The 14,898-nt window shown below is 74.0% G+C and carries 15 protein-coding genes; 7 read left to right on the top strand and 8 right to left on the bottom strand.

The features are described from left to right. Positions 1 to 41: 41 nt before the first annotated feature. The 4 genes from AB0N76_RS10260 to AB0N76_RS10245 all read right to left on the bottom strand — a co-directional run bounded on the left by AB0N76_RS10260 (position 42) and on the right by AB0N76_RS10245 (position 4,187). Entirely contained in the window at positions 42 to 308 is a 267-nt protein-coding gene (locus AB0N76_RS10260; RefSeq protein ID WP_363555228.1) for a hypothetical protein, read from the bottom strand. Next, positions 308 to 847 (bottom strand): sigma-70 family RNA polymerase sigma factor, encoded by a 540-nt coding sequence (locus AB0N76_RS10255; RefSeq protein ID WP_363555226.1) that lies wholly within the window; start codon positions 845 to 847, stop codon positions 308 to 310. Before AB0N76_RS10255 ends, AB0N76_RS10260 begins: the two co-directional genes overlap by 1 nt. Before the next feature lie 266 nt (positions 848 to 1,113). Then, positions 1,114 to 1,494, bottom strand: coding sequence for a VOC family protein (locus tag AB0N76_RS10250; protein ID WP_363555323.1), 381 nt, complete (start codon positions 1,492 to 1,494; stop codon positions 1,114 to 1,116). Positions 1,495 to 1,739: 245 nt separating this feature from the next. Then, positions 1,740 to 4,187 (bottom strand): hypothetical protein, encoded by a 2,448-nt coding sequence (locus AB0N76_RS10245; RefSeq protein WP_363555224.1) that lies wholly within the window; start codon positions 4,185 to 4,187, stop codon positions 1,740 to 1,742. Positions 4,188 to 4,388: 201 nt separating this feature from the next. Here AB0N76_RS10245 and AB0N76_RS10240 point away from each other — a divergent pair, with 201 nt between their 5' ends. From AB0N76_RS10240 to AB0N76_RS10230, 3 genes are all read left to right on the top strand, one after another. Further along, on the top strand, positions 4,389 to 4,973 hold the full coding sequence (locus tag AB0N76_RS10240) for an NADAR family protein (protein WP_363555222.1): 585 nt from the start codon (positions 4,389 to 4,391) through the stop codon (positions 4,971 to 4,973). Next, positions 4,970 to 6,118: a hypothetical protein gene (locus tag AB0N76_RS10235; RefSeq protein WP_363555220.1), complete on the top strand. Its 1,149-nt coding sequence runs from the start codon at positions 4,970 to 4,972 to the stop codon at positions 6,116 to 6,118. The genes AB0N76_RS10240 and AB0N76_RS10235 overlap by 4 nt, the downstream gene beginning before the upstream one ends. 68 nt (positions 6,119 to 6,186) lie before the next feature. Further along, on the top strand, positions 6,187 to 7,548 hold the full coding sequence (locus AB0N76_RS10230; RefSeq protein WP_363555218.1) for a hypothetical protein: 1,362 nt from the start codon (positions 6,187 to 6,189) through the stop codon (positions 7,546 to 7,548). Between the two features lie 94 nt (positions 7,549 to 7,642). Here AB0N76_RS10230 and AB0N76_RS10225 read toward each other — a convergent pair whose 3' ends face one another. Beyond that, positions 7,643 to 9,025, bottom strand: a complete 1,383-nt coding sequence (locus AB0N76_RS10225; protein WP_363555216.1) for a glycine--tRNA ligase — start codon at positions 9,023 to 9,025, stop codon at positions 7,643 to 7,645. Positions 9,026 to 9,219: 194 nt separating this feature from the next. Here AB0N76_RS10225 and AB0N76_RS10220 point away from each other — a divergent pair, with 194 nt between their 5' ends. From AB0N76_RS10220 to AB0N76_RS10205, 4 genes are read left to right on the top strand one after another with little or no spacing between them, the layout of a single operon-like run. Further along, positions 9,220 to 10,182, top strand: coding sequence for a metal ABC transporter substrate-binding protein (locus AB0N76_RS10220; RefSeq protein WP_363555321.1), 963 nt, complete (start codon positions 9,220 to 9,222; stop codon positions 10,180 to 10,182). Between the two features lie 11 nt (positions 10,183 to 10,193). Beyond that, complete coding sequence (locus AB0N76_RS10215) at positions 10,194 to 10,970, top strand: metal ABC transporter ATP-binding protein (protein WP_363555215.1); 777 nt, start codon at positions 10,194 to 10,196, stop codon at positions 10,968 to 10,970. Beyond that, positions 10,967 to 11,887, top strand: coding sequence for a metal ABC transporter permease (locus AB0N76_RS10210; protein ID WP_363555213.1), 921 nt, complete (start codon positions 10,967 to 10,969; stop codon positions 11,885 to 11,887). The genes AB0N76_RS10215 and AB0N76_RS10210 overlap by 4 nt, the downstream gene beginning before the upstream one ends. A 35-nt stretch (positions 11,888 to 11,922) precedes the next feature. Further along, entirely contained in the window at positions 11,923 to 12,336 is a 414-nt protein-coding gene (locus AB0N76_RS10205) for a Fur family transcriptional regulator (protein ID WP_363555211.1), read from the top strand. A 125-nt stretch (positions 12,337 to 12,461) separates the two neighbouring features. Here the strand turns inward: AB0N76_RS10205 and AB0N76_RS10200 are convergent, their stop codons facing one another. The 3 genes from AB0N76_RS10200 to AB0N76_RS10190 form a co-directional block, all read right to left on the bottom strand. Continuing rightward, positions 12,462 to 13,298, bottom strand: a complete 837-nt coding sequence (locus AB0N76_RS10200; RefSeq protein ID WP_363555209.1) for an isoprenyl transferase — start codon at positions 13,296 to 13,298, stop codon at positions 12,462 to 12,464. Positions 13,299 to 13,302: 4 nt separating this feature from the next. Further along, on the bottom strand, positions 13,303 to 14,049 hold the full coding sequence (gene recO, locus AB0N76_RS10195; RefSeq protein WP_363555207.1) for a DNA repair protein RecO: 747 nt from the start codon (positions 14,047 to 14,049) through the stop codon (positions 13,303 to 13,305). A gap of 194 nt (positions 14,050 to 14,243) precedes the next feature. Next, positions 14,244 to 14,771 (bottom strand): TerB family tellurite resistance protein, encoded by a 528-nt coding sequence (locus tag AB0N76_RS10190; protein WP_363555205.1) that lies wholly within the window; start codon positions 14,769 to 14,771, stop codon positions 14,244 to 14,246. Between the last annotated feature and the right edge of the window lie 127 nt (positions 14,772 to 14,898).

Here is a 14,898-nt window from a genome sequence, read left to right as displayed (position 1 = left end):
CGCGCCTGCTTCCGTCGTTTCCCCTGTTTCCTCTATTCGCGCTACTTCCCCGCCCCCACCGTCAGCTCGCACCGCCCGTCGACGCACGCCCGCTTCAGCCGCCCCCGCGACACCGTCTCCGCCAGCCCGATCGCCCAGCAGGTCGGACAACCCCGCAGCGCGACCGCCCCGACCGGCAGCAGGAGCAACGCCACCGGCCCGGCGAACGGCAGCAGCGCGAACGCCCCGACCAGCGCGCCGAACCCCACCGCGCCCCTGGCCAGGTGCCCGGCCACGGTCTTGCTCGCGAACCCCGAGGCCCCGGCCATCACCGCTCCCCGCCGGCCGTCGCGTCCCGCAGGGCCGCCCGCGCCCGGTGCAGCCGCGACTTCATGGCCGCGGTGCTCAGCCCCAGGGCGTCGGCGACCATCCGCCCGCCGAGCCCCTGCACGTCCCGCATGATCAGCACCCGCCGCTGGTCCTCCGGCAGCGCGGCGATCGCCTCCGCCACCCGGCCGGCCTCCAGCCGCCACAGCACCTCGTCCTCCGCCGACCGGGACACCCCCACCCCGGCCGGCGGACGCTCCCGCAGCACCAGGCGGGCCCGCCGCAGGCACTCGTTCCGCACGATCCGGAACATCCACGAGGCCAGCGCCCCGGTCGCCCGCAGCATCCCGATCTTGCGGTACAGGACGATCAGCGCCTCCTGCGCCGCGTCCTCGGCGTCCTCCGGCGTGGCGCACAGCGACCGCGCGAACCGCTGCACATGCGGATGCGCCCCCGACACCAGCGCGGCGATCGCCTCGACGTCCCCGCACTGGGCCGCCGTCACCACCGCGTTCCCCGGCCACTCCCGCACCTCAGCCACGGCGGCGCCCCCACTTCCGCAGCACCGTCACGCTGCACGCCCCGACCAACAGCACGCCGACGGCCACGACCACCCACACCATCACGACAACCTCCTCGTCCCGCCCCGGTCCGCACCGAAGCCACCCATAAGAGGCCGCCGCCCCCAGAAAGGATTCACCCCGTCGCCGAAGCCGTGGCGGGTCGGGTCGGGTGGGGATGGTCCACACGGGCGGGGTGAAGAGGGCGAGTTGGAAGCCGGCCCGGGCCTCGCTACCCCGCCGCGGGCTACTCCGGCGGGGTGCCGAGTTCGGTGAAGAGGGTGAGTTGGAGGGCGGCGGGGGCTTCGAGGCGGGAGTTGAGGGAGTTCCAGGGGGTGCGGACCGGGTCGGCGATCACTTCGGCGCCGGCGGCGGCGAGTTTGGCGGTGGTGGCGGTGGAGTCGTCGACCTGGAAGGCGACCCGGATGGGGCCCGCGACGCGGCGGCCGACCTCGACCTCGTCGATGAAGTCGGCGTGGCCCGGGTCGGCGATCTCCAGGGTGGCGCGGCCGGCTTCGAGGATGGTGACCCGGCCGTCGGGGGAGGCGAAGGCGGCGCGTTCGGGGAGGCCGAGGACGTCGCGGTAGAAGTGCAGCGCCTGCTCGTAGTCGGCGGCGGTGACCACCAGCCGGAGTTCACGGACGGCGGAAGCGGGCTGGGGCTCGTCGGACTGCTGGGGCTCGTCGGACTGCTGGGGCTCGTCGGGCACGTGGGCTCCTCGTGAGTAGCGGTACGGGAGCGTCAACCGGCGGGCCCGGCAGCCGATTCCCGGGCGGACGAACGGGCGGACGAACGGGCGGACGAACGAACGGGCGGCCCCACCGAAGGCTTCGGTGGGGCCGCCCGCGCTACGGGGTCAGCGGGGTCGGGACGTCAGTGCCGGTGGCGCCGACGGCTGGAGGCCAGGACGAGCAGCGCGCCGCCGAGCGCGACCGCCGCGCCGATGCCGCCGATCACGGCGACCTGGGTGCCGGTCTCGGCGAGCGGGCCGCCCCCGCCCGGGTGGTGCGGCTTGTCGGTGGGCACCGGGTGGTGGCTGGGGCCGTGGCTGCCGGTCGCGGTCGGCGAGGGCTCGGTGGTCGGCTCCGGCGAGGGGGAGCCGGACGGCGAGGAGGTGGGCGACGGGGAGGAGGTCGGGGAGGCCGTGGGCGACGGCGACGGCGCGGTCACCGTCACCGTGGCGGTGCACTCCCCCGCCGTCGACCCGGGCGGGCAGTTGCCGCCGGGCCGGTCGGCCACCACGGTGTTGCGCAGCGTGTGGTCCCCGGCGGCCGGGTCCTTGACCTTGACGGTGTAGGTCACCCGGGAGCTGCCGCCGACCGGCAGGTCGCCGGTCCAGGACAGCACCGGCGCCGCGTAGGACGGCGTGCCGACGGTGGCGCTGGCGTCGCCGCCGTACGTCGCGTCGTCGAGGACGGCGCTCAGGTCGTCGGTGACGGTCAGTCCGGTGAGCGGCGCGTTGCCGGTGTTGGTGATGTCGACCCGGTAGCCGACGGTGTCGCCGGGCGCGGCCTGGGCCCGGTCGGCGGTCTTGGTGACCCGGTAGCCGGCCTGCTCGCTGACGGTGTTGCGCACGGTGTTGCTGGTGCGCTCCTGGTCGCGGCCGGTCTGGGCGCCGCGGTAGGCGAGGGAGGCGGTGTCGTCGAGCTTGGTGCCCGGCGCCAGGCCGGCGTCGACGCGGGCCTTGAAGGAGATGGTGGTCTCGGCGCCCGGGGCGAGGTCGGCGGCGGTGCAGGTGACGTTCCGTCCGGAGGCGGTGCAGCCGGGGCCGGAGCCGTCGACGTAGCTGGTGCCGGCGGGCAGGGCGTCGGTCAGGGTGACGCCGGTGGCGGTGTCGAGGTCGGCGCTGGTGCCGTCGGCGTGCCGGTTGGCGATGGTGAAGGTGTAGGTGATCTCGCCGCCGGGGGCGACCAGGCCGGGCGGGGTGTCGGTGGTGCTGCCCGCCGGGTCGTTGGCCTTGGTGAGCCGGAGGTCGGGTTCGCGGGCCTCGACGGCGAGCCAGACGACCTGGGGTTCGAGCGCGTCGCCTTGGCCGGTGACGCGCAGCACGGCCTGGTTGGCGCCGGCCGGGAGCTTGCCGGTGACGTCGATCATCCGGGCGTCGTAGCCGACGTTGTTGACCGGGTTGGGGTTGCGGTCGGTGAGGTTGGTGCCGGTGCCGTCGGCCGCGACCCGGTCGATCCGGCTGGTGAAGGCGTTGTCGGGGACGGGCCCGGTGGCGGTGGGCATGAGCAGCGCGGTCAGGCTGCCGGTGTCGGGGCCGACCTCCAGCGAGTCCCCGGCGATCGGGGCGTCGCCGTCGCCGACGATGACGCCCATGGTGCCGGCGGCCGGCCGTCCGGCCGGGGTGCGGATGCCGGCCAGGGTCATCGTGATGCTGGGCGTGGGCGGGCGGATCAGCTGGTAGCCGTCCCAGATCTGCAGGTAGCGCAGCGGCTCGGCGGGGTTCTCGTAGGCGACGACGAGGGACCAGCCGCCCCAGCAGCCGACGTTCTGGCCGCCGAAGTCGGAGGTGGAGGAGCGGCCCTGACAGGCCTGGATGTCGGCGACGGTGTACTCGCCGGAGCCGGCGGCGCTCACCAGGTCGGTGACGTCCTTGACGCCGGCGTGGGCGGTGAGCGGGGCCGGGGGCGTGCCGCCGGTGTTCTGGTCGAACCAGTCGTAGGTGTCGGCGGTGAGCCGCTGGTAGCCGCCGGCGCCGGGGACCTTGAGCTCGACCTGGTTGGCCTTCGAGGCGTCACCGGAGGTCGAGGTGAGCGAGGTGCCGACGGGGTTGAGCTGCCAGTACAGCCGGGCGTTGAGCACCTTGGCGCCGGCCGGGATGGTCAGGGTGGCCGCGGAGGCGGTGTTGCCGGGGGCGGCCGGGTCGCTCTTGACCCAGTTGACCCGGTTGTTGTTGTAGGCGTTGAGGTCGCAGGGGCTGTCCTCGGGGTCGCAGGAGACGACCGAGTTCGAGGCCATGGTGAGGTTGCCGTGCGCCAGCAGGTCGAGCACCGGGGCGGGGCCGATCGGCCGCTCGGTGCCGAGCCCGCGTCCGGCCCGGCCCTGCTTGCCCGCCTTGCCGGCCTTCTCCGAGGCGGCGCCCTTGGCGCTGCCCGTCGCGGACCCGCTGCCCGTCGCGGACCCGCTGCCCGTGGCGGACGCGGTGGCCGACGAGGGTGCGGACGGCGCGGCCGGCGGGGCGGCGAGCGGCGCGGACGGCGCGAGCGCGAGGGCCGAGGCGGCGAGCGCACCGAGGACCGCGCGCCCGGGCACCCGCCGGGCCCGGGCTTCGGGTACCGGGCGTGCCCCGCCCGTGGTGGGTGGCGTGCGGTCGCTCAAGGTGGGACTCCAGGGGTGTTCGAGGGTACGGGAGGGTGAGGGTCCCCTCCGGGGCGAATCGTGACGATAAGTCCGAATTCGGCCAGAGCGAATAATATGTCACATCCTGACCGCTTCGAACTGACGCGCCGACCGCCACCCAACCGGCGCCACGGGAAAACCCGTTGGCCCCATCGCCCCCCTTCGTGTCAACATGACGATATGAGCGACGAACGCGTGATCGACCCCGCCGACACCCGCAACCGCGCCGACCTGACCGCCCTCGTCGCCGTCGGCGCGCAGCCGAAGTGGCTGATGTTCTGGGGCCACCGACCGCAGCCGGACGGATCGCCCGGGCCCGGCACGCTGAGCCAGTGGTGGCCCGAACACCCGTTCACCGTCGACGGCGTGGCCTACGCCACCGCCGAGCACTGGATGATGGCGGGCAAGGCGCGGATGTTCGGCGACGAGCGGACGCTGGCCCGGATCCTCGCGGCCGCCACCCCCGCCGAGGCGAAGAAGCTGGGCCGCCAGGTCCGCGGCTTCGACGAGGCGACCTGGACGGCCGGGCGCTTCGAGCTGGTCGTCGAGGGCAACGTCGCCAAGTTCGGCGGCCACCAGGAGCTCCGCGACTACCTGCTGTCGACCCGTCAGCGCGTCCTGGTGGAGGCCAGCCCGGTGGACCGGATCTGGGGCATCGGCCTCGGCGCCGACGACGAGCGCGCCGGGCGCCCGGCCGACTGGCGCGGCGAGAACCTGCTCGGCTTCGCCCTGATGGAGGCCCGCGCCCGCCTCGCCGCCCGGTGAGCCCGGTCGCCCCGGTCCTCGACGCCACCGTCGCGGTGTCGACCGTCGCCGGACTGGCCTTCGCGCCCCGGGTCCTGCAGAAGGAAGGGGAACAGCGGCGACCACCGCGCGGCCTCCGGTTCGGACCGGACGCCGCGCTGGCCGTCGTGGTGGCGCTGTTCCTGCTCAACCAGGTCGCCTTCACCGTCTACGTCCAGCGCGTGCACGGCGGCGACGTCTCCTTCATCGCCCGCCACCTGCCGCCCGGCTGGTTCGCCGTGCCGCGCGGCAACGCCCTCCTCGACCGGCTGGCCGCGCTCACCCCGGCGCCCGGCCTGCTCGCGCCGTCCGTGCTGCGCGTCCAGGCCTTCCTCGAACTCCCGCTGGTCCTGCTGGCGTTCGCCGCCGTCCTGCGCCGGCTCGACGCCCGGCTGTACCGGGCCGTGCTCCGCTCGCCGCTGCTCCCGCTCGCGGCCGCCTCGTACACGGTGGCCTTCTGCGCCGTCGAATGGGACCTGCGCAACCCGTACACGGTGGACGACCTCCTGCTCCGGACGGCCTCCGCGCTGCTCACCCCGCCGCTGCTGCGCCGGCTCGCCGCCCGGGAGGAGGCGGGGCCCGAACGGCCGCGCACCGTCCGCGGGCTGCTCCTCTTCGCGGTCGACCTGTGGGCGTACGGCTGCCTGATGCTGGTGCTCTACGACACCGTGCTGCTCTACGACCTCGCCCGGCTGGGCGAGCGGCTGCCCGCCGCCCTCCTCGCGCTCGCGCTGCTCACCGCCACCCGCCTGGTGCCGGCCGGGGGCCGGGAGGCCGGACCCGCCGTCACCGCGCTGGCCGACGCGCTCGCGGCCGGACTGGTGCTGTTCCTGGTGCCCGCGCTGGCGATCCGGTACGCGGGGAGCTTCGGCACGCCCGGACTCGCCGCCGCGGCCGGGCTGGTGGTGCTCGGCGCCGCCGCCCGGCGGACCGGCGCGCCCGCCCTGCTCCGGCTCGCGCCCGCGGCCGTCGGCGGCGCGGCGGCGGGCTGGGCGGCCGTCCACTGGGTCACCGACCCCTACTACGAGGCGGCGCTCCTACGGGGCGCGTGCGCCGGGGTGGTGAGCACGCTCGCGCTCTGTGCGCTCCTGGACACCACTCGCAAGCCACTGGACGCACTGCCGTAACGCGATCGCCGTATATCGACGCCAGGATGACTCGCAGTCAGGGCCAAGTTGGACAGGTTGCGGTGATCATGCGTACACGGCACACAGAACAGCCCCTTTCCCCGGACGCGGTCGGCGGCGGGACCGAGCAGGACGCCTTGGAACTCAGGGCCGAACTGGACGAGTTACTACGCGCCCGGCAGTACGCGGGCCAGCGCGAACGGCGGCTCCTGGAGGCCGTCCGGGCGGTACCGGAGCGGCAGCGGCCGGACGGTGAGCTGGTGCGACAGCTCACCCAGGCGCGGACCCTGCGCGAGGGGCTCGGCACCCGCTGCCTGGAGCTGAGCGACCAGCTCAAGGCGCTGGAGGACCGGCTGCGGCAGCCGGCCCCGCGGCAGCGGATCCCCCGCCAGCCCACCGGAGCCCGGTTCGGCGGCAGCGGCGGCATGGGCGCGTACGACGAGGCGCACGCCCCCTCGGGGCAACCGGCGCCCACCACGCACCCCTCGCCCCCGCCGCCGGCCACCGGCGCGCGCTTCGGACCCCCGAGCGCCCCCGCCGCCGAACCGCGGCAGCCCCGGGAACCGCTGGAGCCGCGGGAACAGCCGGCCGACGCCCAGGAATCCGAGGCCGTCGTCCCGCCGCCCCAGCCCCCGCCCCCGCCGCCGGCCCCGCCCCGCCGGCGCTCCCCCGCCGAGCTCGCCACCCTCGCCGAGCGGATCACCGCCCTGTACCGCCAGACCTCCCCGTCCGAGGCCGCGACCATCCTCAGCCAGGCCGGCGAGCACCTCACCCCGCCCGACACCGCCGCCCTGGCCGCACTGCTGGCCCGCCGCGGACCGGCCGGCTCCTCCGTCCACCTCGCCCGCAGCGCCGCCCACGGCAGCCCGCAGCACGCCGCCGCCACCCTGGCCGAGCTGCGCCAGGCGGGGCTGGCCGAGGAGGCCGCCGACCTGTTCCACGCGCTCTGGTCCTACCCGGTCGCCGCCCTGCCCGCGCTGCTGCGCGAGCTGGAGCGGACCGAGCAGCACGCCGACGGCGCCACCCTGCTCTGGGAGTGGGGCTCCGCCCCGACCGCCGAGCTGGCCGCGCTGGCCACCACCCTGCACCGGGCGGACCGCGCCGCCGACGCCCGGACGCTGCTGCGCCAGGCCGCCGGCCGGCCCACCGCCGACCTCACCGCGCTCGCCACCACGCTGACCCCGCCACTGCCGGGCCTGCTGCTGGGCGAGCTGGCGGCGCTCCGGCCGCCGGCCGAACTGGTCCGGCTGGCCGCCGCGCTGAGCGGCCACCCGGAGCGCTACGACGAGCTGCTGACCCCGCTGCTCGCGGACCAGGCCCGGCACCGCACCACGCTCGCCGCCCTGCGCACCGCCGGCCTGCCCACCACCGTGTCCGCCCGCCCCCGCTCCCGCTGGGGCCGCCGCCAGGCCGGACCCGCCGGCGCCTAGGCAGACACACCGGCGCCCGGTCGGACACGCCGGAGCCCCCGTCCGCCCGAAGGCGAACGGGGGCTCCCGCACGAAAAGCGTCAGCAAAGAGGCGTCAGCAGCCGATCAGACGCGCGCCCAGGTAGGACTTCACCTGGTCCAGCGAGACGCGCTCCTGCGACATGGTGTCGCGGTCGCGGACGGTCACCGCGTTGTCCTCGAGGGTGTCGAAGTCGACGGTGACGCAGAACGGCGTGCCGATCTCGTCCTGGCGGCGGTAGCGCTTGCCGATGGCGCCGGCGTCGTCGAACTCGACGTTCCACGCGGTGCGCAGGTCGGCGGCCAGGCCGCGGGCCTTCGGCGAGAGGTCGGCGTTGCGCGACAGCGGCAGGACGGCGACCTTGACCGGGGCCAGGCGCGGGTCGAGCCGCATGCCGACGCGCTTCTCCATGACGCCCTTGGCGTTCGGCGCCTCGTCCTCGAAGTAGGCGTCGATCAGGAAGGCCAGCATGGCGCGGTTGAGGCCCGCCGCCGGCTCGATGACGTACGGGAAGTACCGCTCGCCGGACTCCTGGTCGAAGTACTTGAGGTCCTGGCCGGAGGCCTCGCTGTGCACCCGCAGGTCGTAGTCGGTGCGGTTGGCCACGCCCTCCAGCTCGGAGAACTCGGAGCCGCCGAAGTTGAAGCGGTACTCGATGTCCACCGTGCGCTTGGCGTAGTGGGACAGCTTCTCCTTCGGGTGCTCGAAGAAGCGCATGTTCTCGGTGCGCAGGCCGAGGCCGACGTACCAGTCCCAGCGCTGCTGCAGCCAGTACTCGTGCCACTGCTCGTCGTCGCCCGGCTTGACGAAGAACTCCATCTCCATCTGCTCGAACTCACGGGTCCGGAAGATGAAGTTGCCGGGGGTGATCTCGTTGCGGAAGCTCTTGCCGGTCTGGGCGATGCCGAACGGCGGCTTCTTGCGCGAGGTCGTCTGGACGGCCTTGAAGTTGGTGAAGATGCCCTGGGCGGTCTCCGGGCGCAGGAACGCCAGGCCGCTCGCCTCCTCGGTGACGCCGAGGTGGGTCTTCAGCATGCCCGAGAAGTCCTTGGGCTCGGTGAACTGGCCCTTGGTGCCGCAGTCGGGGCAGTTGACGTCCTGGAGGCCGTTCGGCGGCGGGAAGCCGTGCTTGGCCTCGTACTTCTCCTCCAGGTGGTCGGCCCGGTGGCGCTTGTGGCAGGAGAGGCACTCGGTCAGCGGGTCGTTGAAGGTCGCGACGTGGCCGGAGGCCTCCCAGACCTCGCGGGCCAGGATCACCGACGAGTCGAGTCCGACGACGTCCTCACGGGCCTGGACCATCGCACGCCACCACTGGCGCTTGATGTTCTCCTTGAGCTCGACGCCCAGCGGCCCGTAGTCCCAGGCGGCACGCGTGCCGCCGTAGATCTCGCTGCAGGGGTAGACGAAGCCACGGCGCTTGCTCAGGCTGACGATCGTCTCGATCTTGTCGGCTGCCACAGTGCTCTCTTCAGTACGTACGGCACGGTCAGGGCACGGCTGGTTGCGCGGGCCCGAATACCCAAGGTTACCGGCCATATGGGTACGGGGTTCAAATCGGTATCGCCGGTACCGGCCCACCCACCGTCACCGCTCGTTCACCCGTCCGAGTGATTTGACAATCATTTCCATCTAATCTGAGAATGGTTGTCATGATGATCCGACGACGTGCCCGCACCGCCATCGCCCTGACCGCCACCGCCCTCACCGCCGCCCTCACCCTGACGGCCTGCGGCGGCAGCGGCGGCGCCCAGGGCGCGGACGGCAAGCTGAACGTCGTCGCGTCCTTCTATCCGATGGCGTTCCTCGCCGACCGGATCGGCGGCGAGCACGTCAAGGTCAGCAACCTCACCGCCGCCGGCGTCGAGCCGCACGACCTCGAACTCACCGCCAAGCAGGTCGCGGGCGTCAAGAAGGCCGACGCGGTGGTCTACCTCAAGGGCCTGCAGCCCACCGTCGACAAGGCGGTCGCCGACTCCGGCGCCAAGCACAAGGTCGACGCCACCGCCGCCAGCCCGCTGGAGGACCACCACCTCCCGGAGGGCCACACCGAGGGCGACGGCCACGACCACGCGCACGACGGCGCCGGCGACCCGCACCTGTGGCTCGACCCGACCCGCTACGCGGCGGTCGCCAAGAGCGTCGGCGCCGAGTTCGCCAAGGCCGACCCGGCGCACGCCGCCGACTACCAGAAGAACACCGACGAGCTGGTCGGCAAGCTCACCGCCCTGGACCAGGAGTTCAAGGACGGGCTGAAGGACGCCAAGACCCGCACCTTCGTCACCAGCCACGCCGCCTTCGGCTACCTCGCCGAGCACTACGGCCTCACCCAGGTCGCCATCAACGGCGTCGACCCCGAGTCCGAGCCCACCCCGGCCCGGCTCGCCGACGTCCAGAAGGCCGCCAAGGAGAACGGCGTCACCACCGTCTTCTTCGAGACCCTGGTCAACCCCAAGCTCGCCGAGACCGTCGCCAAGGACCTCGGTCTCAAGACCGCCGTCCTCGACCCCCTGGAGGGCGTCAAGGACCCGGCCAAGGACGACTACCTCACGGTCATGAAGCAGAACCTGACCAACCTGCAGGCCGCCCTCGGCGCGACCGGCACCCCCTCCAGCTGACGGGACCCCGCATGACCCCCCCGACACCCCCGGCCGTCCGCCTGCACGACGCCGTCGCCTCGCGCGGCGGCCGGCCGGTGCTGCGCGGCGTCGACCTCACCGTCCGCCCCGGTGAGGTCGTCGCGCTGCTCGGCGCCAACGGCTCCGGCAAGTCCACCACCGTCAAGGTCGTCACCGGCGCCGTCCCGCTGGAGCGCGGCACCCTGGAGCTGTTCGGCGAGCCGCTCGCCCGGTTCCGCTCCTGGCACCGGGTCGGCTACGTGCCGCAGCGCACCACCGCCGCCTCCGGCGTCCCCGCCACCGTCCGCGAGGTGGTCTCCACCGGCCGGCTGCCGCTGCACCGGCTGCTGCCGTTCCGCCGTCAGGACCGCACCGCCGTCGACCGCGCGCTCGCCGCCGTCGGCATGCTCGACCGGGCCCGCGACGGCGTCGCCGACCTCTCCGGCGGCCAGCAGCAGCGGGTGCTGATCGCCCGCGCCCTGGCCGGCGCCCCCGACCTGCTGATCATGGACGAGCCGATGGCCGGGGTCGACGCCGGCAGCCAGCAGGTGCTCGCCGACACCCTGCGCGCCGAGGTCTCCCGCGGCGCCGCCGTCCTGCTGGTGCTGCACGAACTCGGGCCGCTGGAGCCGCTGATCGACCGCGCCGTGGTGCTCCGCGACGGCTGCGTCGCGCACGACGGCCCGCCCGTCCCCAACACCGGACTGCACGCCCTGCCCGGGCACGACCACGTCCACCCGCACGCCGACCACGGCCACGGCCACGACCTCCGGGGGCTGCTGTCATGACCGAGATGCTCAGCTACGACTTCATGCAGCGGGCCCTGCTCGCCGCCGTCCTGGTCGGCGTCACCGCCCCCGCCGTCGGCATCTACCTGGTCCAGCGGCGCCAGGCGCTGATGGGCGACGGCATGGGCCACGTCGCGATGACCGGCGTCGGCCTCGGCTTCATCTTCCAGACCAGCCCGGTCTGGATGGCCGTCCTGGTCTGCGTGCTCGGCGCCGTCACCATGGAACTGGTCCGCTCGCGCGGCAACCAGCGCGGCGACATCGCCCTCGCGATGCTCTTCTACGGCGGCATGGCCTGCGGCAAGCTGCTGGTCTCCAAGTCCGCCCAGGCCGGCGCCGGCTCACTGGAGAGCTACCTCTGGGGCTCCATCCTCACCGTCTCCGCCGCCGACCTGGCCACCATCGCCGCGCTCGGCGCCGTCGTCGTCGCCGTCACCCTGGGCCTGCGCCGCCAGCTCTTCGCGGTCTGCCAGGACGAGGACTTCGCCAAGGTCACCGGCGTCCCGGTGCGCTTCCTCAACCTGCTGCTCGCGGTGATGGCCGCGGTCACCGTCACCGTCGCCATGCGGGTGGTCGGCCTGCTGCTGGTCAGCGCGCTGATGGTGGTCCCGGTGGCGGCCGCCCAGCAGCTCACCCGGTCCTTCGCCGCCACCCAGGCCGGCTCGATCGCGGTCGGCGTGCTCGTCGCCCTGGCCGGCGTCACCGGCTCCTACCAGCTGGACGTGCCGTCCGGCCCGGCCATCGTGCTGCTCGCGATCGCCGTCTTCGCGCTGTTCAGCGCGATCGCCGCGCCGCTCGCCCGGCGACGGCACCGGCACACCCCCGACGCCGGACCGCGGGTCTGCGACGTCCAACTGCCCGGCCCGGGCCGGTCCGACGCGACCACTCCGGCGCCCAGTGCGGGACTGGCACAATGAGGTGCGAGATGCCCACACACCCAGGAGGACCCACGGTGACCACCGCAGGCCCGTCGCCGCGAGCCCGATCGACCCGGCAGCGTGCCGCCGTCTCGGCGGCCCTGGACGAGATCGAGGACTTCCGCAGCGCGCAGGAGCTCCACGACATGCTGAAGCACCGGGGGGACTCGGTCGGTCTGACCACCGTCTACCGGACCCTTCAGTCGCTGGCCGACGCCGGCGAGGTGGACGTCCTGCGCACCGCCGACGGCGAGGCCGTCTACCGCCGGTGCAGCAGCGGACACCACCACCACCTGGTCTGCCGCCAGTGCGGCGCCACCGTGGAGGTCGAGGGACCGGCGGTCGAGCGCTGGGCCAACTCGGTCGCCGCCGAGCACGGGTTCAGCGACATCGCGCACACCCTGGAGATCTTCGGCACCTGCCGGGACTGCGCCGCCAAGCAGGCCTGAGCAGGATCCGGCACGTCCGGGCAGGTCCGGGCACGCCCGGGTGACGCGGAAGGGCCCGCGGGAGGTTGACTCCCGCGGGCCCTTCCGCGCCGCCGTCGTGCCGCCGTCGTGCCGCCGTCGCGGACTCAGCGCTGCGCCGGCAGCTCGGCCGCCGCCACCTCGTTCGGGATCGCCCCGCCGAACCGGCGGTCGCGCATCGCGTACTGCTCGCAGGCCCGCCACAGGTCCCGGCGGTCGAAGTCCGGCCAGAGCACGTCCTGGAACACGAACTCGGCGTACGCCGACTGCCAGAGCAGGAAGTTGGACGTCCGCTGCTCGCCGCTGGGGCGCAGGAACAGGTCCACGTCCGGCATGTCCGGGTGGTACAGGTACTTGGCGAGGGTCTTCTCGTTGACCTTCTTCGGGTCCAGCCGCCCGGCCGCGACGTCGGCCGCGATGGCCGCCGCGGCGTCCGCGATCTCGGCCCGGCCGCCGTAGTTGACGCACATGTACAGCGTGACGGCGTCGTTGTCCTTGGTCTGCTCCTCGGCGACCTGGAGCTCCTGGACGACGCTCTTCCACAGCTTGGGCATCCGGCCCGCCCAGCGCACCCGCACGCCCATCGCGTCCATCTCGTCGCGGCGGCGGTGGATGACGTCGCGGTTGAAGTTCATCAGGAACTTCACCTCGTCGGGCGAGCGCTTCCAGTTCTCGGTGGAGAACGCGTACAGCGAGATGTTCTTCACACCGAGCTCGATCGCGCCCTTGAGCACGTCCAGCACGACGCTCTCGCCGACCTTGTGGCCCTCGGTGCGCGGCAGCCCGCGCTCCTTGGCCCAGCGGCCGTTGCCGTCCATCACGATCGCGACGTGGCCGGGGACCAGCTCGCCGGGGATCTTCGGGGGCCGGGCGCCGCTGGGGTGCGGGGTCGGGGGGAGGTAGTCCCGCTGCTTGCCGCCGCCGAAGAGCCGTCGCGCTGCCATGTGCTCACTTCTCCACGTATCTCATCGAGCGGATGCCCCGCTCCAGGTGCCACTGCAGATAGGCCGCGACCAGGCCGCTGCCCTCCCGCCAGTACCTCGGCTCGCAGGCGTCGGCCGTCCGCCAGTCCCCTGACAGCAGCGCGCCGAGCAGTACCAGTGTCTCAGGGGAGGGTACGGCACATCCGGGCACCCGGCAGTCCGGGCAGAGGACGCCGCCCGCCTGGAGCGAGAAGAACCGGTTGGGGCCCTCCATGCCGCACTTGGCGCAGTCGTCGAAGCTCGCGCCGTACCCGTTGACCGCGAGCGAGCGCAGCAGGAACGCGTCCAGCACCAGGTGCGACTCGTGCGCCCCGGCGGCCAGCGTGCGCAGGCCCCCGACCAGCAGCAGGTACTGCTGGACGGCCGGCTGGCCCTCGTTCTCGGCGAACCGTTCCGCCGTCTCCAGCATGGCCGTGCCGGCGGTGTAGCGCCCGTAGTCGGCGACGATCGGGCCGCCGTACGGGGCGATCGTCTCGACCTGGGTGCAGAGCGGCAACCCGCGGCCGACCAGCTCACTCCCCCGGCTGAAGAACTGCACGTCCACGTGCGAGAACGGCTCCAGCCGCGCGCCGAACTTCGACTTGGTCTTGCGCACCCCGCGCGCCACCGCGCGCACCTTGCCGTGGTTGCGGGTGAGCAGGGTGATGATCCGGTCGGCCTCGCCGAGCTTCTGCGCCCGGAGCACCACGCCGTCGTCCCGGAAGAGGCTCATGCGCCCGCCTCGTCACCGCGGCGCTCGAACAGTGTGGACATCCCACCATTGTCGCCCATCCCGCGGCGCAGCCGTGTGGCCCGCACCCGGCCGTGGGGGAGTGCCGAACGGTGCGGGTCACGGCGGGCCCCGGAGGGGGGGAGGGGCCCGGTTCGTGGGGGTCCGGTGGTCTGCCGCGGGAGGCGGACGCTGGTCTAGTACGGGGTCCGGGTGGCCGCTTCCAGCAGCGCCCCGACCCGCTCCCGCGGCAGGTCCAGACAGCGCCCGACGGCGGCCAGCGCGTCCCGCTCCTGCGGCCGGTAGCGGCCGTCGGCCAGGGCGATCGCCGCGCCCTGCAGCAGCAGCCGCTCCCGGCCCTGGTGGGCCAGGTGCGGGGCGAGCGGTTCGAGCACCGCGTGCAGTTCGACGGCCAGCCCGCCGGCCATCCCGTGGGCGTCGTACAGCTCGCCGCCGAGGCCGGAGAGCGCGGCGAGTGCGGCCAGCACCTGGGCCTCGCCGCAGTCCTCGAAGCCGGCCTCCCGGACGGCCGTGCAGGCCGCCTCGCGAGCCGCGCGCCGCGCGGTGCCGCCGGCCGCCAGCATGGCCAGCGCGATCGTGTACTGCGCGTCGCGCAGCATCCCGCCCAGCCGCACGCAGGTCGGCTGTTCCAGGCTCTCCACCCCGAAGCGGCCGTCGCAGCTGGTGCACTGCACACTGCCGACCACCGGTCCGAGCGGGAGCACCGGGGTTCCCAGCAGCCGCAGCCACCGCCGGCCGTGTTGCCGGCGGTAGTTGCGGTCCCCGCCGCAGCCCGGGCAGAAGAAGTCACCGAGAACGTCAGTCCGCCACCGCGGGCGAACACCCCACATC

It is taken from the genome of Kitasatospora sp. NPDC093806 (assembly GCF_040683335.1).
GTDB lineage: Bacteria > Actinomycetota > Actinomycetes > Streptomycetales > Streptomycetaceae > Kitasatospora.
This window is presented reverse-complemented; position numbering and strand designations above follow the sequence as displayed.

Excerpts from the sequence above, each read along its gene's own strand:
- AB0N76_RS10210 (WP_363555213.1), top strand. The coding sequence starts at position 10,967 with ATGACCGAGATGCTCAGCTACGACTTCATGCAGCGGGCCCTGCTCGCC.
- AB0N76_RS10220 (WP_363555321.1), top strand. The coding sequence starts at position 9,220 with ATGATCCGACGACGTGCCCGCACCGCCATCGCCCTGACCGCCACCGCC.
- AB0N76_RS10230 (WP_363555218.1), top strand. The coding sequence starts at position 6,187 with ATGCGTACACGGCACACAGAACAGCCCCTTTCCCCGGACGCGGTCGGC.
- AB0N76_RS10240 (WP_363555222.1), top strand. The coding sequence starts at position 4,389 with ATGAGCGACGAACGCGTGATCGACCCCGCCGACACCCGCAACCGCGCC.
- AB0N76_RS10260 (WP_363555228.1), bottom strand. The coding sequence starts at position 308 with ATGGCCGGGGCCTCGGGGTTCGCGAGCAAGACCGTGGCCGGGCACCTG.
- AB0N76_RS10215 (WP_363555215.1), top strand. The coding sequence starts at position 10,194 with ATGACCCCCCCGACACCCCCGGCCGTCCGCCTGCACGACGCCGTCGCC.
- recO (WP_363555207.1), bottom strand. The coding sequence starts at position 14,049 with ATGAGCCTCTTCCGGGACGACGGCGTGGTGCTCCGGGCGCAGAAGCTC.
- AB0N76_RS10200 (WP_363555209.1), bottom strand. The coding sequence starts at position 13,298 with ATGGCAGCGCGACGGCTCTTCGGCGGCGGCAAGCAGCGGGACTACCTC.